The organism is Novosphingobium soli (assembly GCF_042432915.1).
Classification (GTDB): domain Bacteria; phylum Pseudomonadota; class Alphaproteobacteria; order Sphingomonadales; family Sphingomonadaceae; genus Novosphingobium; species Novosphingobium soli.
Genome location: NZ_JBHLWK010000010.1, coordinates 478673 through 496435, shown reverse-complemented (window position 1 = coordinate 496435; position 17763 = coordinate 478673). Strand labels below are relative to the sequence as shown.

Sequence of the window (17763 nt, the reverse complement as noted above, 5' to 3'; positions counted from 1 at the left end):
CGTGGAGAGGGCGGCGCACGTCAGAACACCGGCGCCGCGCCCTCCACGCCGGCGATCACGCGGCCGGCGTCGATGATCGACTGCTCGGCCGTCAGGAAGTGGGCGTTGCCCGCGCAAATGTCGCGGAAGACGCGCTGCAGCGGGTGGCCGTTGCGCAGCGGGGTGGTGGTGCAGGCCGCGTAGGCGCGCTGCGCCACCCGCATGGCGACCACGAAGGCATGGCTGGTCGCGAGCCGGCCGTCGAGGCGCAGATCCTCCGGCACCGCGCCCTCCCCGGCCGCCGCGAAGATGCGATCGAAGGTCGTGCGCAGCCACGCCTCGGCAGCGCGTGCCTCCGCCTCGGCCAGCGCGATGTCGCGGTGGAAGGTTTCGCGGTCGGCCAGCGTGCGCCCATCGGCACCGCGCCGGACGCGGGCGAAGCGCGTCCATTCGTGCAGCGCGCGACGGGTCGTGCCGATGGCGAAGGCACCGTGCGAGATGCAGGGCAGCGCCATCATTCCCATGCGGTAGAGCGCCCCGCCCCTGGGCACGCGCGGGTAGGCGGGGTCGTGGACGAAATCGGCGGGGATGACCTGCTCGGGCACCTCGAAATCGTAGCTGCCGGTGGCGCGCAGGCCCATCACGTTCCAGTTGCCGAGGAACCGCACGCTGCGGCGCGGGACCATGGCGATGAGCATGCCGGGCGCCCCGCCCTCGCCGCGCGCCGGATTGCCGTGCTCGTCGTGCAGCACGAAGCCCCCGACGATCCACTGCGCCTGCGGGCTGCCCGAGGCGAACGCGAAGCGCCCGCTGACGCGGTAGTCCCCGCCTTCCCGGACCGCGCGACCGGTCGGGGCCGCCTGTCCGGCAACGTGACGGTAGCGGCCCCCGGCGAAGATCTCCGCCACCGCGCCGTCGCCGAGGAAGGCGCCCGCGACGGCGCCGCCGGTCATCACCGCATGGGCGTACCAGCCGGCGGAGCCGTCCCACCAGGACAGCTCGGCGATGACGTCGATCAGCTCGTGCGCAGGCGCTTCCGCGCCGCCCAGGGAGGCAGGCGCCATGAGCGCGAAGAGGCCCGCCTCGTCCATGGCGCGGACGATCGCGGGGGACAACGCGCTTGCGGTCTCGTCGGCGTGGGCGGCCTCCTCGATCTCTGGCCCGAGCGCCCTCGCCCGCGCCAGCCAGTCCCCCGCCACGGGTTCAGGCGTCCACGGGCTGCGCCGGGGTGAAGGCGATCGGCAGGCCCTTGATGCCCCAGACGCCCGGGAACGGGCGCCATCCCGGAGCGCCGTCCGGACTGGGCGAGCGCATGGCCCTGGCGACGAGGTGGATGCCCTCCTGCAGCTGTGCGCGCGCGATGTACTGGCCCAGGCACATGTGCTTGCCCAGGCCGAACGCCACGTGCCGGCTTTCCGCGGCGATCGGCCGGTCGGGCTCGAAGGCGTCGGGCGCCTCGAACAGCGCGGGATCGCGGCCGGCCACGTTGAGGTTGAAGAACAGCATCGTGCCCTGCGGGATGCGCACGTCGCGATAGGTGATGTCGCGGGTCGCCTCGCGGAAGGCGGAGCTGGGGTTGAACACCCGCAGCGCCTCCTCGACCACGCGGCGGCAGTAGTCGATGTCCTCGGCGCAGCGCGCGTAGATCTCCGGGTTCTGCAGCATGAGGTGCATCATGTAGGTCAGCACGTTCTTGGACGTGTCGTACCCGGCGACGAAGAGGAAGATGACCAGGTCGGCGAGCTGCCGGTCCGACACTTCGTGCTCGCGCCCGGCCTCGAGCAGCATGTCGAGCAGGTCGGCCTCCGCCCCGCTGCGCGGATCGGCGCGGCGGCGGGCCATCAGATCGTGCGCGAAGGCGTCGAGGTGCTCGAAGGCGGCGTCGAGCGCGGGCACGCGCGCCTTGTCCATGCTGAAGGCGAGGCCCATCGTCTCCATCGAGCGGCGCAGGCCCGGGATCGCCTCCAGCGGGGCGCCGACCATCTGCGCGGTGACGGCGACCGGGTAGTAGGAGGCGAACTCCTCGAAATCGATGTGGATGCGCGCGACCTCGTCCGAGGCCCACTCGCGCAGCAGCCGCTCCATCGTCTCGCGCATGAGCGGGCGCAGCTGGTTGGCGTAGCGCGGCGTGAACTTGCGCGCGAAGGCGTCGCGGAGCAGGCGGTGCTCCCGGTCGGGCAGCGCGATCATCTGCTCCTGCGCGAAGCGGCCCCAGGGAGAGCCGCGGCATTCCATGATGTCGACGATCCCTTCGAAGCCGGGGCGCAGCGCATCGTCGCGCACCATGAGCTCGCGAATGGCCCGCAGGTCGAACACCGCATAGCCGGCATCGGTGCGGGCGAGCCAGGGATGCTTCGCCCGCGCCTTCGCGAACTCCGGCCAGGGTTCCGCCGCGAAGGCCGGATCGTTCCAGTCGAGGTGATAGAGATCGAGCTGATCGATGTCCTGCATGGCTGCGTCGTCTCCCGCGTGCGCCCTCGTCGGGGGCTTGCGGGACAGCCTGTATCACAGCCCGGGTGCGGCGCGTGCCCTGCGGCAGCCGCTTGCCGCCACCTGCAAACCTGCAGGCTGCGGGGGTCAATCCCCCGCTGCGCGCCGCGCCCTCAGCCGGGTGGGGAATCGAGCCGGTAGTCCGGCAGCCCGTCCAGCGCCGCGCGCAGGGCCTCGCTCCAGCTCGTGGAGACGGAGCGGAAGTAGGCGTCCGACCCGTCGATGCGGCGCTGGTGGAGCGGCGTGAAGCGGTCGCGCTCGACCACGAGCAGGTCGAGCGGCAGCCCCACCGAGAGATTCGCCTTCAGCGTCGAATCGAACGAGACCGTGAGCAGCTTGACCGCGCTTTCGAAGCTCATCCCGCGGTCGTAGCCGCGGATGAGGATCGGGCGGCCGTACTTGGTCTCGCCGATCTGGAAGAACGGCGTGTCGAAGCTCGCCTCGATGAAGTTGCCTTCGGGGTAGATCAGGAACAGCCGGGGCTCCATGCCCTTGATCTGGCCGGCGACGATCATCGAGGCGCTGAAGGTGCCGGCCGCAGCCTTCTGCCCGTTGTCGGCCGCGCGCTCCTCGATGATGTCCTGCAGCAGGTTGCCCACGATCGAGGCGACCTTGAACATCGTGGGCGCCTCCAGCAGCGAGTTGTGCCGCTCCGACGGGGCCTTGTTGCGCTCCTCCAGCTGGCTGATGACGGCCTGCGTGGTGGCGAGGTTCCCGGCCGTCATCACCGCGATGATCCGCTCACCCGGGATTTCCCAGTGGTACATCTTGCGGAAGGTCGAGATGTTGTCGACGCCCGAGTTGGTGCGCGTGTCGCTCATCAGGACGAGCCCGCGGTCGAGCATCATGCCGACGCAATAAGTCATGGAACGTCTAAACCCCTGCAAACCCGTTCTTCGCCCGCGCCCCCACGGCGCGGGGCGGCCCTTTCAGCCGCCCTGCACTTGCTGCTGCCCGCCGGAAGCGGCCTGCTGCTGCTGCATGCCTACCCGATTCTCGCCTACCGACAGATGAACGTCGAGGCTCGTCTCGCCGGCCCCTATAGCGATTCCCGTGACGGGCGCAGCCTCTGCGTAGTCGCAACCGGTCGCCACGCGGATATAGCGCTCATCCGGGCAGATCGCGTTGGAGACGTCGAAGCCGACCCATCCCAGTCCCTGCACATGCGCCTCGGCCCAGCCGTGGCCGGCTTCCTGCTCGTCCCGGTCGTCCATCCGCAGGTAACCGCCGACGTAGCGCATCGGCACGTCGAGCATGCGGCCGGCGGCGATGAAGACATGGGCGTGGTCCTGGCACACGCCCTTGCCCGCCACCAGCGCCTGCTCGGCCGTGGTATGGGCATCGCTGGCGCCCGGCACGTACTCCACCTGCTCGCCGATCACCCGCGACAGCGTGTGCAGGTAGGCGAGAATGTCGGAGCGGTCCGCCTCGATCCCGGCGAGAAGCTGGCGCACCTTCGGCCCGGGCCGCGTCAGCGGCGTCGGCCGCAGGAAGCACCAGAGCGGCATGATGCCGGTATGCGGGCCGGTGACGCCGTTGTTGTCCGCCGTGCGCACCACACCCTCGCAGGTCACGACGACCTCGGGCGCGGAGGGCTCGATCGACACGAGATCGACGCGGTTGAAGTGCTGGTCGTCGTAGGCCGCCTCGGGCCGGGCGCCCACCAGGTCCATGCGCCACTCGATCACTTCCTGGCCGTGGCTGGTCTTGGGCTTGAGGCGCAGGCGCTGCAGGCCATGCCGGACCTCGCCGGCGAAGGCATAGCGCGTGGTATGCTTGACGGTGAGGAGCACGAAAGGCCCTCCTACTCGCTGAACCGGTAATCGGCGGCGATGGCGCTGCCGATCTCGATAGTCTTGCCGATGAACTCCTGCAGGAACTCGTGGAGGCCGCCCTCGAAGATCTCCTCGATGGTGGTCTGGTGCAGCTTCGCCCCGGCATCGCGCAACAGCTCGTGCGCCGACACCTCGTGCCCGTACTCCTTGGCGAGCCCGGCCATGTTGCTCCGGATCTTCTCGTAGCAGAACACCAGGCTGCGCGGGAACTGACCGTCCAGGATGAGGAACCGGGCGATCCCGCGGGGGTCCATCGACCCGGCGTTGAGCCAGGAATAGGCCCGGTTGCCCGCGACCGAGCGCAGCAGCGTGTCCCACTGCACGTTGTCGAGGCTGGAGCCGACCCAGGCCGCCGAGGGCAGCAGCACGTAGTACTTCACGTCGAGGATGCGGGCGGTGTTGTCCGCGCGCTCGATGAACGTGCCGATGCGCGAGAAGTTGAAGACCTCGTTGCGCAGCATCGTCCCTTCCAGCGCCCCGCGCACGAGCGTGCCGGTGCGGCGGATCTGGGTGAGGACCTCGCCGAGGTTGGTCTCGCGCACGGGCCGCGCGAGCAGGTCGCGCAAGTGCATCCAGCCTTCGTTGGTGGTTTCCCACACGGCGTTCGTGATGCTGGTGCGGACCACGCGCGCGTTGGTGCGCGCGTTCTCCACCATGGCCAGCACGGAGTTGGGATTGTCCCGCTCGCGCAGCAGGTAGTTGAACACCAGCGGTCCGGTGAACTCGGAATGCTTTTCGCAGAAGTCGTCCAGCAGTCCGGTGGTGGTGAGCACCGACTTCCACTCCTCGTCGCGCGACTGGCGACTGCCGCGCGTGAGAGCCAGGTGGAAACCCACGTCGATCAGGCGCGCAGTGTTCTCCGCCCGCTCGAGATAGCGGCTCATCCAGTAGACGCCGTTGGCGGCACGTCCGAGCATCAGCGCTTCCTCCCGCTCACTCGTCCAGCACCCAGCTGTCCTTGGTGCCTCCGCCCTGGGACGAGTTGACCACGAGCGATCCTTTCTTGAGCGCGACGCGGGTGAGCCCACCGGGCGTGATGTCGATCCCGTCCGGGGAGACCAGCACGAAAGGCCTGAGGTCCACGTGGCGGGGCGCCAGCCCTTCCTTGGTGAAGATCGGCACCGTCGAGAGCGAGAGCGTGGGCTGGGCGATGTAGTTCCCCGGCCGCGCGCGCAGCTTCGCCTCGAACTCCGCGATCTCCTTCTTCGACGACGTCGGCCCGATCAGCATGCCGTAGCCACCCGAGCCATGGACTTCCTTGACGACGAGGTCAGCGAGGTTGTCGAGCACGTAGCCAAGCGAATCCGCCTCCGAACAGCGCCAGGTCGGCACGTTGCGCAGGATCGGCTTCTCGCCCGTGTAGAACTCCACGATCTCCGGCATGTAGCTGTAGATCGCCTTGTCGTCGGCGATCCCCGTGCCGGGCGCATTGGCGATGGTGATGCCGCCGGCGCGATAGACGTCGAAGATGCCGGCGACCCCGAGCACGGAATCGGGGTTGAAGCTCAGCGGGTCCAGATACTCGTCATCGACACGCCGGTAGATGACGTCGATCGCCTTGTAGCCGGTGGTCGTGCGCATGCACACGCGCCCGTCGACGACGCGCAGGTCGCTGCCTTCGACCAGCTCGGCGCCCATCTGGTCGGCCAGGAAGGCATGCTCGAAGTAGGCCGAGTTGTAGATGCCCGGCGTCAGCACCGCCACCACCGGCCGCCGACCACTCTTGCCGCCATCGTAGGCGGGCGGCGCGCAGGCTCGCAGCGAGCGGGCCAGGCGTCGCGGATAGTCCGAAACGGGCCGCACCGGGATCTTGGTGAACAGCTCGGGGAACATGGCCATCATCGTCTCGCGGTTCTCGAGCATGTACGAGACGCCGGAGGGCGTGCGGGCGTTGTCTTCCAGGACCATGAACTCGTCGGGCCCGGTGCGGACGAGGTCGATGCCGACGATGTGGGTGTAGACGCCGCCGGGCGGCGTGAAGCCGATCATCTGCGAGAGGAACGCTTCGTTGTTGCGCAGCGCCTCGATCGGCAGGCGGCCGGAGCGGATGATCTCCTGCCTGTGGTAGAGGTCCTGGAGGAAGGCGTTCAGCGCCCGCACCCGCTGCTCGATCCCGCGCGTCAGGATGCGCCATTCGCGCGCGGTGATGATGCGCGGGATCATGTCGAACGGGATCAACCGTTCTTCGGCCGCGTCATCCCCGTAGACGTTGAAGGTGATCCCTATGCGGCGGAAGAACCGCTCCGCCTCGGCATCCTGGCGCCTGAGCCAATCGGTGTCCTGGCTGTCGAACCAGTCCCGGAAATCCGCGTAGGCCGGACGGACCGAGCCGTCGGCATTGAGCATTTCGTCGAAGTTCGTCCCGCCCGCAGCCGACATTGTGACTCCCTGTTGACCAATTGATGCAACAGGATTCGAGGCTTGCCAAGCGTTGTCGCTGCAGGTGCGAAGAAAAAGAAGGCCGCCGTCCTGTCCCCCGTGAGCGCGTCCTCAGAGAAGGCAGCGGGCCGCGAGGTCGGCCCGCAAGGTGGCGGCGTCATGGAAATGGTGCACCTGCCAGCCGAGCGCCTGCGCAGCCGCGATGTTGGCGGCGTTGTCGTCGATGAACAGCATCGCTGCGGGCGCGTGGCCGAACCGGCGCGCGGCGAGCGCGAAGATGCGCGCGTCGGGCTTCACGATCTTCTCGTCGCCGGAGACCACGATGTCGCCGAACAGGTCGAACAGCGGCTCACCGGCCCGGTAGTCGCGCCAGAACGGGCTGGCGAAGTTGGTGATGGCGAAGAGCGGGACCGACCGTGCGGCCAGTTCCCGCACGATCTCGTGCGTGCCGGCGACGTTGCCCGGCATCGTCTCGCCAAAGCGCGTCGCGTAGGCGTCGAGCAGGTCGTCGTGGCCGGGGAACTCGGCCTTGCGCGCGGCGACCATCTCGGCAAGGCCCCGCCCGGCATCGTGCTCGAAGTGCCAGCTCTCGGTGACGACCTCGGCCAGGAACCGGTCCAGGCGCGCCGGCTCGTCGATCAGCTTGGCGAACAGCGCACGCATGTCCCATTCGACCAGCACGCGGCCCACGTCGAAGACGACGGCCTCGACCGGTGCCGGGCTGCTAAGGTCGGGCATGACTGGGCCTTCCGGACATGACAAGACCCCCGCGAACCGCGGGGGCCTCATGCGATGGACGCGACGCCGTCCGCCTGCTGCGCTCCGCCGTCGCCGGCGGGCACGCGGCGAATCAGCCCTGGCGGGCCTTGAAGCGGCGGTTCGTCTTGTTGATGACGTAGGTGCGGCCGCGACGACGGATCACGCGGTTGTCCCGGTGGCGATCCTTGAGCGACTTCAGGCTGTTGCGAATCTTCATGGTCTGTCTCGTCCGTGTCATCTTGGCGGTTACCGACCGCCGGAAATTCGAAGTGGCGCCGTTAGTGGCAGCCGGGCGCAAAGTCAAGCCGCGGGCTGGCCTTGCCGGAAGGGCAGCCGCCCGCCTATCGTCTCCGTTCAGCCGCCCGCAACGTGGTGCCGGCATAACAGAAGCGCGGGCGCGACCCCACCGATTTCGGACGACACACCATGATGACGCTCAAGGCCACGGGCCTCGCCGCAGGCATGGCAGCCATGCTGCTCGCCTCTTCCGCCGCGCAGGCACAATGGGGCCCCCGCTGGGGCGGCGGCCGGGGCGCCGCGGGCTGGGGCGGTCCGCTCGATTCGCCCCGCATGGCGCCGCGCAGCAAGGACGCCCGCGAAGGCCGGGTGGAGGTCAGCCGCTTCGTCTCCACCGACGCCGCCGCGGCCGCACTCGGGCAGGGCCCGGTCTCCGTCGAATCCGAATCCGGCGACGGCTCCTGGGTGGAGGCGGGCATGCGTCGCACCTACGAAGCGGCGATCGTCGATGCGCTGGTCGGCGTCGGCTACGACACGCTCCATGCCGGGCAGCCCCAGCCGCAGGTCGCCCGCCTTCGCATCAGCCGCCAAGTGCTCTCCCCCGCAGAGGAGAAGCGCAGCCCGGTCAGCGGCACCGCGGCCATGGAAGTGGGCACTTACGGCCAGTCCTACGGCCTCGGTATCAATGTCGACCTGAGCAAGCCGCGCTCGGCGCTCGTGGCCACGCGCCTCGACGCCCGGATCGTCGAGCGGGAGAGCGGCAAGGTGCTGTGGGAAGGTTACGCCACGATCGCCACCCGCGAAGGCGACGACAAGTGGCCGGACGGCATGATCGCCACCAAGCTTGCCGGCGCGCTCTTCGACGGCTTCCCCAAGGCCGACGCGATCGCTCCCGTCGGCTGAACCGCGGCGGGGCTAAGTACGCACCCCGAGCTCCGCCCGGGAACCCGGACGCCCGGCAAGGGATTGCTTGGGAACGAACGCGCGACGCCGGGTCGCTGGAAGTCGCCGCAAAGGCTGGAGAGGACCGATGCCCATAATCGAACGCACCCGCTTGTCGCGGTTCTCCGCCGCCACCGCCGCCCTCCTCGCCATCGGGCTGTCACTGTCGGGCTGCGTGGCGCCTGTCGGCCCGGTCGAGGTGACCCGCTTCCATGCACCCGACACCACCCCGCTGGGGCGCGGCACCATCAGCGTGGAACCGGCCCCGGGGCAGGCGGACAGCCTGGAGTTCCGGACTTATGCCGGCGCGGTGGCCCGCGAGCTGACCCGGGTTGGCTACGTGGAGCCGCTCGCAGGCGCTCCCGCCAGCCAGCAGGTGGCGCTCCTTACCGTCGAGCGCGAGACGTTCCGGCCGCAGCGCGATCGCGGCCCGGTGTCCGTGGGCGTCGGCGGCGCGACGGGCGGCTACGGGTCGGGCGTGGGCCTGGGAGTGGGCATCGACCTCTCCGGCCCGCCCAAGGAGCAGGTCGGTACGCGGGTCTTCGTCGCCATCCGCGAACGCGCCGCCCCGCCCACCGCCACCGCGCTGTGGGAGGGACGCGCAGCCTTCGTCGTGAGGGCCGATTCGCCGCTGGCGCAGGCTCCGCTGGGCGCCGCCAAAGTTGCGGAGGCCCTGTTCAAGGGGTTCCCGGGACAGTCGGGTGAAACTATCCAGGTGAAATGACCGATATCCAGATCACCGCCGCGTTCGATGCCGGCAACGTCGAAGTCCTCTCCATCGCCGGCGCCGAGGCCCGGCTCGCGATCCGCAAGGACCACCAGTCCGAGTTCTTCCAGTGGTTCCACTTCCGCGTGGATGGCGCCGCGGGCCGCGAGCTGGTGCTCCACCTGACCGGCCTCAACGGCTCGGCCTACCCGATGGGCTGGCCGCACTACGATGCCTGCGTCTCGGAAGACCGGGGCTTCTGGGGACGCGCCTCGAGCCACTTCGACGAGAGCCGCGACGGCGGCACGCTCACCATCCGATACCGCCCCGCCGGCGACCTCGCCTGGTTCGCCTACTTCGCGCCCTATTCCATGGAGCGGCACCAGGACCTGGTGGCGCGGATCGCGCAGGCGGACGGCGTCACCCACCGCTCGCTGGGCCTGAGCCTCGACGGCCAGCCCATCGACTGCCTGGAGACGGGCAGCGGCCCTGTGCAGGTATGGCTCTACGCGCGCCAGCATCCCGGCGAGACCATGGCCGAGTGGTGGATGGAAGGCGCGCTCGAGGTCCTCGCCGACCCCGCCAGCGCGCTCGGCCGCGAGCTGCGCCGGCGCTGCCGCTTCCATGTCGTCCCCAACGCCAATCCCGACGGCTCGCGCCGCGGACACCTGCGCACCAATGCCGCGGGCGTGAACCTCAACCGCGAATGGGCCGAACCCTCGGCCGAGCGTTCGCCCGAAGTCGTCGCGCTGCGCGGCGCGATGGACGCGACGGGCGTCGACTTCGCGATGGACGTGCACGGGGACGAGGCAATCCCCGCCGTGTTCCTCGCCGGGTTCGAGGGGATCCCCTCGCTCCAGGAGGCGCAGCTTGCCGGCTACACCCGCTATGCCGCCCTGCTGGAGCGGCGCACCCCGGATTTCCAGACCCGGCTGGGCTACCCCGTCGCGCGACCCGGGAGCGGCAACCTAACGATGTCCACCAACCAGCTGGCCGAGCGGTTCGGCGCCGTCTCGATGACGCTGGAGATGCCTTTCAAGGACCACCTGCCCGCCGCCGACAAGCGCCAGGGCTGGAGCCCGGAGCGCTCGGCGCAGCTGGGGCGCGACTGCCTGGGCGCGCTGCTCGAATGGCTGGTGGAGCGCGAGGCCGCCTGAGGGGCCCCGCTCCCGACCGCGCTCAGCCGAGGTTGGCGGGGCCGAAGGCGTAGGGCAGGAGCTCGGACAGGCGGACTTCCAGCACGCCCTCGGCGCCGTCGCACCAGATCAGCGGGTCGGTGCCGCCGAGCTGCGCCAGCTCGTTGAGCACCTGCCGGCAGCGGCCGCAGGGCGTGACGCGCGGGCCCTGCCCTGGCGCCCCGGCCGCCCCGCCGGTGACGGCGACGGCTTCCAGCGAGGGGCGGCTGCCTTGCGCCAGGATCCCGGCCACCGCCACCGTCTCGGCGCACAGCGACAGGCCGTAGCTCGCGTTCTCCACGTTCGCCCCGGTCACGACCGTGCCGTCGGCCAGCAGCAGCGCCGCGCCGACGTGGAAGCGGGAATAGGGCGCATAGGCGCCGTCGGCCGCGGCGCGCGCCGCACTCATCAGCGCGTCGCGCCGGCTCACGATGTCTTCGCTCATGGCAGCACCACTACCCAGCGAAGCCCCCCGCGCGCAATCTCGTTCGCGAGCGCGCCGTTGGCCGTCCACATCGTCCAGGGCCGTCCCGCATAGCCCGGCTCGAACCGGTTCTGGACCAGCCAGAGGTTGCGATCGAGCTTGTGCGCAATGGCGTAGCGCGCCTGGAAGGCCGGCGTCACCTTGAGGATCACCGGCTTGCCAGTATGCGTCTCGACCTGGTTGAGGAAGGTCATCAGTTCGCTCTCGACGCGCGCGTCCCCGACTTTGACGGGGCAACCGTCGGCCACCATGTCCAGCTCGACGGCGGGCGGAAGCAGCTTGGCGTCGCGCGGCACCGTGGTGACGAAGTTCGCCGCCTGCGAGCCCGCCGGCTGGCACGGATCGTAGCGGTGCAGCGCGCCCACCTGCATGCCTGCCGCGCGCGCCGCCTCGAAGTTCGCGACGAACCGGGGATCGCGCGCGAAGGCGCTGGCGCTGGCGTCGATATAGGCGAAGTCCGCGCCGATGGCCTTGAGCGAGGGCCAGCTGACCTCGCCGTCGTCGGCGCCGATCTCCACCCCCTGCAGCGGATAGGCGCTGCGCTCCGGGGTCCAGTGCCGCAAGTGCCACCAGCCCCAGGCCCCCGCGATCATCGCCGCCAGGAGCAGTGCGCCCAGCGCTTGCCAGAGGAGGCGCCTGCCTCCCGCCCTTCCCCCGCGGCGGGTACCGCCCTTGCGCGCCATCGCCTTCTCCTCAGCCGCGGATGTGGAGGACGCAAATCAGCGTGAACAGGCGCCGCGCGGTGGCGTGGTCGGTCTCGACCTTGCCTTCGAGCCGTTCCAGCAGCAGTTCGGCGGCCTCGTTGTGGATCGCGCGCCGGGCCATGTCGATCGTCTCGATCTCCTGCGCCGTGGCCTTGCGAATCGCCTGGTAGTAGCTCTCGCAGATCGCGAAGTACTCGCGGATGGGCCGGCGGAAGCGCGCCAGTCCCAGCACCAGCGTCTCCAGCCCCGTGCCGTCCTCGCGCGCGATCTCCAGCGACAGGCGGCCGTCACGGACCGAGAGCCGCAGGTGGTAGGGCCCCTCGTGCCCCGCCTCGAAGGCCCGGACCGGCCGGAAGACATTGTCCTCGATCAGGTCGAAGATCGCGATGCGGCGCTCCTGCTCGATGTCCGCGTTGCGCCACAGGATGGTCGCATCGTCGAGTTCGATGTGGGAGATGCGCGGGTCCGCCATGATCCCAGCGCCTTTACGCGGTCCCTGTGGGACTGGGCAAGTGCGCTGCCGGGAGCCGGCAGGGAGCGGACGGCGACGGCTTCCACAAGCTGTGGATTAATATCCTCGCCGGCCCCGCTTGCCCGAGCGGAGCGCCCGGAGCAATGTGCGCGGCTTATGGTCCAGCATGATGTCCTCATTCGCGCCGAAGACGCCGGCGCGCGTTCCCTGCCTGCCAACGTGGAGGCCGAGGCCGCGTTTCTCGGCGCCGTCCTGATCGACAACCGCGTGATCGAGGAACTGCAGACCCAGCTTGGCCCGCAGCACTTCTTCGAGCCGGTCCACGCCCGCATCTACGAGCGGATCCTGCAGCTGCTCGATCGCAAGGCCGTGGTCACGCCCGTCACCCTGCGCCCCTACTTCGAGGCCGACGAATCGCTGAAGGCGCTGGGCGGCGTCGCCTACCTGGCGCGGCTCACCGCCGACGGGCAGGGGCTGCTGGCCCCCCGTGAGCTGGCGGAACAGATCTACGACCTGGCGCTGCTGCGCGAGTTGATCTCGGTCGGCCGCAACCTGGTCGAAAGCGCCATGGACACCTCCGAATCGGTGGAGCCGATGGAGCAGGTGGAGCGTGCCGAGGCGGCGCTCTACAAGGTGGCCGAAGGCGCGGCGACTTCGAACGAGGCGCAGAGCTTCGGCGTCGCCACCCGCACCGCGATCCAGGCGATCGAGAAGGCCTTCAACTCGGGCGGCCACATCTCGGGCAAGACCACGGGCCTGACCTCGGTCAACCAGAAGATCGGCGGCCTGCACGATTCCGACCTCATCATCCTCGCCGGACGCCCCGGCATGGGCAAGACCTCGCTGGTCACCAACATCGCCTTCAACGCCGCCGACCGCCTGCAGCGCGACATCGCCGACAACATCCCGGTCGAGAAATCGGTCGGCGCGGGGGTCGCCTTCTTCAGCCTCGAAATGAGCGCGGACCAGCTCGCCACGCGTATTCTCGCCGAGCAGTCGGGCATCAGCTCCGAAGCGCTGCGCATGGGCAAGATCAGCCGCGAGGACTTCCAGCAGCTGTCGTTCGCCAGCCAGCGACTGGCCGAGCTGCCGCTTTACATCGACGATACGCCGGGCCTCTCCATCGCGGCGCTGCGCACCCGGGCGCGCCGCCTGAAGCGCCGCCACGACATCGGGCTGGTGGTCATCGACTACCTCCAGCTCCTACAGGGCTCGGGACGGGCCAACGACAACCGCGTGAACGAGATCTCCGAGATCTCGCGCGGGCTCAAGACGCTGGCCAAGGAACTGCACGTGCCGGTGATCGCGCTGTCGCAGCTCTCGCGCGCCGTGGAGCAGCGCGAGGACAAGCGCCCGATGCTCTCGGACCTGCGCGAATCGGGCTCGATCGAGCAGGACGCCGACATGGTGTGGTTCGTCTATCGCGAGGACTACTACCACAAGGCGACCGAGCCCAAGTACCCGACCGAGAGCGACCCGGCCGAGGTCCACACCAAGTTCGAGGCCTGGCGCGAGAAGATGGAGCAGATCACCGGCCTGTCCGAGCTGATCATCGCCAAGCAGCGCCACGGCGCGACCGGCAAGGTGCGGCTGCGCTTCGAGGCGCGGATCACCAAGTTCTCCGACCTTGCGCCCGATGACATGCGCTCCGCCTATGAGAGCGACTGACCCGGTTCGCCGTGACTGAGCCGCGGGTGCTCCTGGTGGCGGGCGGCTCAGGCTCGATCGGCAGCGCCATCGCCCGCCTCGCGCTGTCGCAGGGGTGGCAGGTGGCGCTCCACGGGCGCGACCCGGAGAAGCTGCAGGGCCGGCTTGTCGCGCTGGCCCCGCTCGGCACGATCGACGGCTTCGCGGTGGACCTCGGCGACGACGATGCAGCCGAAGTGCTGGTCTGCGAAGTGGCGGAGCAGTTCGGCCGCATCGACGCCGTGATCGACTGCACGGCGAGCGGCCCCGCCGGCATCACCGGCCCGTTCCCGGAGACCTCACCGGAAGCGTACGGCGAGTTCCTGCGGGTCTCGGTTGGTTGGGTGCAGCGGCTCGCGCACGCCTCCTACGACCTCCTGGCGCAGCAGGGCGGGACGCTGATCGCCTTCGTCTCCGACGCCGGGATCTACGCCGCGCCGCGCCAGGCGCTGATCGGCGCGGCCAGGGCCGGCACGATCGGCTTCATCCGCAACTTCGCGATGGAGGCGGCCCGCGACGGCATTCGTGCCCACGTGATCTCGCCCAGCTTCGTCGAGGACAGCGACAGCGCCCGGCGCATGCGCTCGGAGCGCATGGCCAAGGCGGCGCGCCGCGCCGGACTGGGCCTGCCGACCGCCGAAGACATCGCCCCGCTCGCGCTGTTCCTCTGCAGCGACGGCGCCCGCCGGATGACCGGCCAGGTCATCAGCGTGAACGGCGGCCTCAACGCCTGACGGGGCTCAGAGCCCGGCTCGCCACCGCGCCAGCCGCTCCATCGCCGCGTCCAGCACCGTGTCGGGCTTGGTGAAGCACAGCCGCACGATATGGGTTGGCGCCCCCTCCCCTTCGTAGAGCGCGCTCACCGGCAGGGTGGCCACCCCCGCTTCCAGCAGCGCGCGCTCGCTGAACTCTGCGTCGGCAAGCGGCACCCCCGATGCGGAGAGGTCCGCGCAGAGGAACCAGGTGGCGGCATTGGGCAGCACCACGAAACCCGCCTCCTCGAGGCCGGACCGCAACCGTGCGCGGGACGCGGCCCAGCCGGTGGTCAGCTCGCGCAGCACCGCGTCCATCCCCAGCCCCTCAGCCACGGCCCACTGCAGCGGCACCGCGGTGGTGAAGGTCAGGAACTGGTGCACCCGGCCCAGCGCCACCGCGAGATCGCCGTGCGCGGCCAGCCAGCCCACCTTCCAACCGGTGAGCCCGAAGATCTTGCCCGCCGAGCCGATCTTGACGGTTCGCCCGGCCATCCCCTCCACTCCCATCAGCGAGCGATGGGGCGCGCCGTCGAAGCGGACACCCTCCCATACCTCGTCGCAGATCGCGACGAGATCGTGCGCGATGCACAGCCGCGCGATGGCGGCAAGCTCCTGCGGGCTGGCGACGGTGCCCGAGGGATTGAGCGGATCGTTGAGGAACAGGACGCGGGTGCGCGGGGTGATCGCCGCCCGCACCGCCTCCATGGGGTAGCGGAAGTGCGGCGGCTGCAACGTCACCGACACCGGCACCCCGCCGGCCCGGCGCACCAGCGGCGCGTAGGCATCATAGGCCGGCTGGAACAGGATCACCTCGTCGCCGGGGTGGACAAGCGCCAGCACTGCCGCCGCGATCGCTTCGGTCGCGCCGGAAGTGACGATCACCTCGGCCGCCGACAGGTCCAGGCCCTGCCGCTCGCGGTAGAAGCGGGAGAGCGCCGCGCGCAGCTCGGGCAGGCCGCCGCTGGGCGGGTACTGGTTCGACTTCTCGCGCAGCGCCCGGCTCGCCGCCTCGATCAGCGGCGCCGGCGCCGGCCCCTCGGGAAAGCCCTGCCCGAGATTGATCGCGCCCCGTTCGCGCGCGAGCGCCGACATGCGCTCGAACACGGTGCTGCCCATGGCGGCGTAGACGGGGTGGATCCGCAGGTCTGTCTTCATCGCGGTGCTGCTCCGATGGCGCGCGGGGGCATGGCTCGATAGCGCCGGATTTCGCAATTTGCACGCGAGCCGGCGCAGTCTGTCGAGAACGCGCGGGCGCCCCGGCCTATCCCGACCAGGGCCGACGAGAGGGAAGTGCAACGATGTCCTACGAGCTGAACCGCAGGCTGGCTGCCCCGCGCGGTCCCCTGCCGACCACCGCGAGCATCGACCAGGTCACCGCCGACATCATCCGCGGCGCCTTCGAGACCGTCTGCTTCGAAAGCGCCACCTATCTGGGGCGCGCCGCCTCCTCGCCGATCATCAACCAGTCGAACGAGCGCAACGCCGCCATCGTCGATGCGCACGGGCGCCTGGCGATGGGGGCGGTGGGCACGCCGCACCTCACCTTCGTCAACCAGATGGAGACGCGGTGGGGCCTGATGAACCAGGACCGCTACGACTGGGGCCCGGGCGACGTCTTCCTCGCCAACGACCCCGACCACGGCGGCGGCCACCTGCCCGACTACTGCGTCTACGGACCGGTGTACGACGAGGCGGGCGAACTGATCTGCATCCAGACGCTGCAGGCGCACCAGGGCGACACCGGCGGCAAGGACCCGGGCGGCTTCTCGCTCGACGCGACGGACGTGTTCACCGAAGGCGTGATCTATCCCTGCCTCAAGCTCGTCCACCGCGGCGAACTGCGGCGCGACGTGTTCGACATGGTCGTGCGCAACAACCGCTTCGCGACCTTCGCCGGAGACATCGCGGCGATGATCGGCGGCGTCCAGCATGCGGTGCGGATGCTGGACGATCTCCTGGGGAAGTGGGGCTCGGACGTCATCAAGGCGGCGATCAACCAGTCGATCGAGCACACCGAGAAGCGCGTGCGCGAGGAAGTGGCCAAGTGGCCCGACGGTCGCCACGAGGCGACGGTGTTCATCGACCACGACACCGCAGGCACCAAGGACGTGAAGGTCCACGTCACCTGCACCATCGCCGGCGACCAGCTCACCGTCGACCTTACCGGGACGGACGACCGGCCGGAGCTCGTCGGCGTGTGGAACACCTTCGCCAACACCCGCAGCTACGTGATGTGCCAGGTGGTCGCGGCGATGGACCCGACCATCGTCAAGAACGAGGGCTACTTCAACGCCGTCGAGATCGTCGTGCCGGAAGGCTGCATCGCGCAGCCGCCGCCGAACAAGCCCGCCGCGCTCGGCTCGTTCCACCCGGCCTGCGAGATCACCGAGGCGGTCTGCATCGCCTTGTCCAACGTCGCGCCGGAGCGCGCGCAGCCGCAGCTCTACAAGATCGGCATGCCGAACATGGTGGTCGGCTTCGACGACAACGGCATGATGTGGATGGACCAGGGCGTCGATTGCCGCTCGATGGACGTGTCCGCGGTCGAGGGGCTCGACGGCTGGGGATCGTGCCCCAATGCCCTCGGCAGCCTGATCCTGTCGGAGGCGGAGGATGCCGAGAGCCGGTTCCCGATCCTCAACATCAGCCGCGAGATGACCATCGATGGCGGGGGCGCCGGCCAGTGGCGCGGGGCGCCCGGCTCGCTCAACGTCAAGCAGGTGCTCAAGCCCACCTCGGCGATGGCCTGGATGGTCTCCGCCGAGCATCCCCTCAGCGGCATGTGCGGCGGGGACGACGCGATCCCCTATACCAATCACTTCGAGGTCGGTTCCGAGAACGAGCGCCGCATCGCCCATACCGCGCAGGACCTGCTGCCGCAGGGCGCGGTCATCGCCTACCAGCATGGCGGCGGCGGTGGCTTCGGCCCGCCGCTGCTGCGCGATCCGGAAGCGGTGAAGGAGGACGTGCTCGACGAGTACGTCAGCGTGGCGGCCGCGCGGGCCAAGTACGGCGTGGTGCTGACGGGCAGCCTCGACGACTACACTCTGGTGGTGGACCACGCCGCGACCGAGGCCTTGCGCGCCGAGATGTCGAGCATGGCGCAAGCAGCGGAATAGCGCGGACACGCAGATCACCGTCATTCCGGCGAGAGGCCGGA

General features: G+C 69.8%; 18 protein-coding genes. 6 read left to right on the top strand and 12 right to left on the bottom strand.

Annotated elements, in window-relative coordinates; translation table 11 throughout:
- Positions 1-20 precede the first annotated feature (20 nt).
- From ACFFJC_RS08885 to ykgO, 8 genes are all read right to left on the bottom strand, one after another.
- A complete protein-coding gene (locus tag ACFFJC_RS08885) occupies positions 21-1178 on the bottom strand; it encodes an acyl-CoA dehydrogenase family protein (protein WP_379487133.1) in 1158 nt (385 codons plus the stop codon).
- A gap of 4 nt (positions 1179-1182) precedes the next feature.
- Complete coding sequence (locus ACFFJC_RS08880) at positions 1183-2430, bottom strand: cytochrome P450 (protein ID WP_379487132.1); 1248 nt, start codon at positions 2428-2430, stop codon at positions 1183-1185.
- 152 nt (positions 2431-2582) lie between these two features.
- Positions 2583-3335 carry a proteasome-type protease gene (locus ACFFJC_RS08875; RefSeq protein WP_379487131.1) on the bottom strand — a complete coding sequence of 251 codons (753 nt, stop codon included), beginning with the start codon at positions 3333-3335 and terminating at the stop codon, positions 2583-2585.
- 63 nt (positions 3336-3398) lie between these two features.
- Positions 3399-4262: a transglutaminase family protein gene (locus ACFFJC_RS08870; RefSeq protein WP_379487130.1), complete on the bottom strand. Its 864-nt coding sequence runs from the start codon at positions 4260-4262 to the stop codon at positions 3399-3401.
- 11 nt (positions 4263-4273) lie between these two features.
- A complete protein-coding gene (locus tag ACFFJC_RS08865; RefSeq protein WP_379487129.1) occupies positions 4274-5221 on the bottom strand; it encodes an alpha-E domain-containing protein in 948 nt (315 codons plus the stop codon).
- A gap of 16 nt (positions 5222-5237) precedes the next feature.
- On the bottom strand, positions 5238-6683 hold the full coding sequence (locus ACFFJC_RS08860) for a circularly permuted type 2 ATP-grasp protein (protein ID WP_379487128.1): 1446 nt from the start codon (positions 6681-6683) through the stop codon (positions 5238-5240).
- Between the two features lie 111 nt (positions 6684-6794).
- Positions 6795-7421, bottom strand: coding sequence for an HAD-IA family hydrolase (locus ACFFJC_RS08855; RefSeq protein ID WP_379487127.1), 627 nt, complete (start codon positions 7419-7421; stop codon positions 6795-6797).
- A 112-nt stretch (positions 7422-7533) separates the two neighbouring features.
- Entirely contained in the window at positions 7534-7659 is a 126-nt protein-coding gene (gene ykgO / locus ACFFJC_RS08850) for a type B 50S ribosomal protein L36 (RefSeq protein WP_003046794.1), read from the bottom strand.
- A gap of 209 nt (positions 7660-7868) precedes the next feature.
- Between ykgO and ACFFJC_RS08845 the strand changes: the two genes are divergently transcribed.
- From ACFFJC_RS08845 to ACFFJC_RS08835, 3 genes are all read left to right on the top strand, one after another.
- The gene (locus tag ACFFJC_RS08845; RefSeq protein WP_379487126.1) at positions 7869-8582 is read left to right on the top strand and encodes a hypothetical protein; all 714 of its coding nucleotides are present in this window, start codon (positions 7869-7871) and stop codon (positions 8580-8582) included.
- Positions 8583-8709: 127 nt separating this feature from the next.
- The gene (locus ACFFJC_RS08840) at positions 8710-9345 is read left to right on the top strand and encodes a DUF4136 domain-containing protein (RefSeq protein ID WP_379487125.1); all 636 of its coding nucleotides are present in this window, start codon (positions 8710-8712) and stop codon (positions 9343-9345) included.
- The gene (locus tag ACFFJC_RS08835) at positions 9342-10484 is read left to right on the top strand and encodes a M14 family metallopeptidase (protein WP_379487124.1); all 1143 of its coding nucleotides are present in this window, start codon (positions 9342-9344) and stop codon (positions 10482-10484) included. The genes ACFFJC_RS08840 and ACFFJC_RS08835 overlap by 4 nt, the downstream gene beginning before the upstream one ends.
- Positions 10485-10506: 22 nt before the next feature.
- On the opposite strand, the gene ACFFJC_RS08830 is transcribed toward ACFFJC_RS08835, so the two are convergent.
- Genes ACFFJC_RS08830 through ACFFJC_RS08820 form a run of 3 tightly spaced genes read right to left on the bottom strand, consistent with a single transcriptional unit; the run spans position 10507 to position 12162 of the window.
- The gene (locus ACFFJC_RS08830; RefSeq protein ID WP_379487123.1) at positions 10507-10947 is read right to left on the bottom strand and encodes a cytidine deaminase; all 441 of its coding nucleotides are present in this window, start codon (positions 10945-10947) and stop codon (positions 10507-10509) included.
- Positions 10944-11669 (bottom strand): glycoside hydrolase family 25 protein, encoded by a 726-nt coding sequence (locus ACFFJC_RS08825; protein ID WP_379487122.1) that lies wholly within the window; start codon positions 11667-11669, stop codon positions 10944-10946. Before ACFFJC_RS08825 ends, ACFFJC_RS08830 begins: the two co-directional genes overlap by 4 nt.
- Before the next feature lie 10 nt (positions 11670-11679).
- Complete coding sequence (locus tag ACFFJC_RS08820; protein ID WP_379487121.1) at positions 11680-12162, bottom strand: UPF0262 family protein; 483 nt, start codon at positions 12160-12162, stop codon at positions 11680-11682.
- A 156-nt stretch (positions 12163-12318) separates the two neighbouring features.
- Between ACFFJC_RS08820 and ACFFJC_RS08815 the strand changes: the two genes are divergently transcribed.
- Positions 12319-13830: a replicative DNA helicase gene (locus ACFFJC_RS08815; protein ID WP_379487120.1), complete on the top strand. Its 1512-nt coding sequence runs from the start codon at positions 12319-12321 to the stop codon at positions 13828-13830.
- An 11-nt stretch (positions 13831-13841) separates the two neighbouring features.
- Positions 13842-14582, top strand: coding sequence for an SDR family NAD(P)-dependent oxidoreductase (locus ACFFJC_RS08810; protein WP_379487119.1), 741 nt, complete (start codon positions 13842-13844; stop codon positions 14580-14582).
- A gap of 6 nt (positions 14583-14588) precedes the next feature.
- Here ACFFJC_RS08810 and ACFFJC_RS08805 read toward each other — a convergent pair whose 3' ends face one another.
- A complete protein-coding gene (locus ACFFJC_RS08805) occupies positions 14589-15758 on the bottom strand; it encodes an aminotransferase (RefSeq protein WP_379487118.1) in 1170 nt (389 codons plus the stop codon).
- A gap of 143 nt (positions 15759-15901) precedes the next feature.
- Here ACFFJC_RS08805 and ACFFJC_RS08800 point away from each other — a divergent pair, with 143 nt between their 5' ends.
- Positions 15902-17722: a hydantoinase B/oxoprolinase family protein gene (locus tag ACFFJC_RS08800; protein WP_379487117.1), complete on the top strand. Its 1821-nt coding sequence runs from the start codon at positions 15902-15904 to the stop codon at positions 17720-17722.
- The last annotated feature ends 41 nt before the right edge of the window (positions 17723-17763 follow it).

Excerpts from the sequence above, each read along its gene's own strand:
- ACFFJC_RS08835 (WP_379487124.1), top strand. The coding sequence starts at position 9,342 with ATGACCGATATCCAGATCACCGCCGCGTTCGATGCCGGCAACGTCGAA.
- ACFFJC_RS08840 (WP_379487125.1), top strand. The coding sequence starts at position 8,710 with ATGCCCATAATCGAACGCACCCGCTTGTCGCGGTTCTCCGCCGCCACC.
- ACFFJC_RS08855 (WP_379487127.1), bottom strand. The coding sequence starts at position 7,421 with ATGCCCGACCTTAGCAGCCCGGCACCGGTCGAGGCCGTCGTCTTCGAC.
- ACFFJC_RS08825 (WP_379487122.1), bottom strand. The coding sequence starts at position 11,669 with ATGGCGCGCAAGGGCGGTACCCGCCGCGGGGGAAGGGCGGGAGGCAGG.
- ACFFJC_RS08815 (WP_379487120.1), top strand. The coding sequence starts at position 12,319 with ATGGTCCAGCATGATGTCCTCATTCGCGCCGAAGACGCCGGCGCGCGT.
- ACFFJC_RS08820 (WP_379487121.1), bottom strand. The coding sequence starts at position 12,162 with ATGGCGGACCCGCGCATCTCCCACATCGAACTCGACGATGCGACCATC.
- ACFFJC_RS08805 (WP_379487118.1), bottom strand. The coding sequence starts at position 15,758 with ATGAAGACAGACCTGCGGATCCACCCCGTCTACGCCGCCATGGGCAGC.
- ACFFJC_RS08865 (WP_379487129.1), bottom strand. The coding sequence starts at position 5,221 with ATGCTCGGACGTGCCGCCAACGGCGTCTACTGGATGAGCCGCTATCTC.
- ACFFJC_RS08880 (WP_379487132.1), bottom strand. The coding sequence starts at position 2,430 with ATGCAGGACATCGATCAGCTCGATCTCTATCACCTCGACTGGAACGAT.
- ykgO (WP_003046794.1), bottom strand. The coding sequence starts at position 7,659 with ATGAAGATTCGCAACAGCCTGAAGTCGCTCAAGGATCGCCACCGGGAC.
- ACFFJC_RS08830 (WP_379487123.1), bottom strand. The coding sequence starts at position 10,947 with ATGAGCGAAGACATCGTGAGCCGGCGCGACGCGCTGATGAGTGCGGCG.
- ACFFJC_RS08800 (WP_379487117.1), top strand. The coding sequence starts at position 15,902 with ATGTCCTACGAGCTGAACCGCAGGCTGGCTGCCCCGCGCGGTCCCCTG.
- ACFFJC_RS08845 (WP_379487126.1), top strand. The coding sequence starts at position 7,869 with ATGATGACGCTCAAGGCCACGGGCCTCGCCGCAGGCATGGCAGCCATG.
- ACFFJC_RS08860 (WP_379487128.1), bottom strand. The coding sequence starts at position 6,683 with ATGTCGGCTGCGGGCGGGACGAACTTCGACGAAATGCTCAATGCCGAC.
- ACFFJC_RS08875 (WP_379487131.1), bottom strand. The coding sequence starts at position 3,335 with ATGACTTATTGCGTCGGCATGATGCTCGACCGCGGGCTCGTCCTGATG.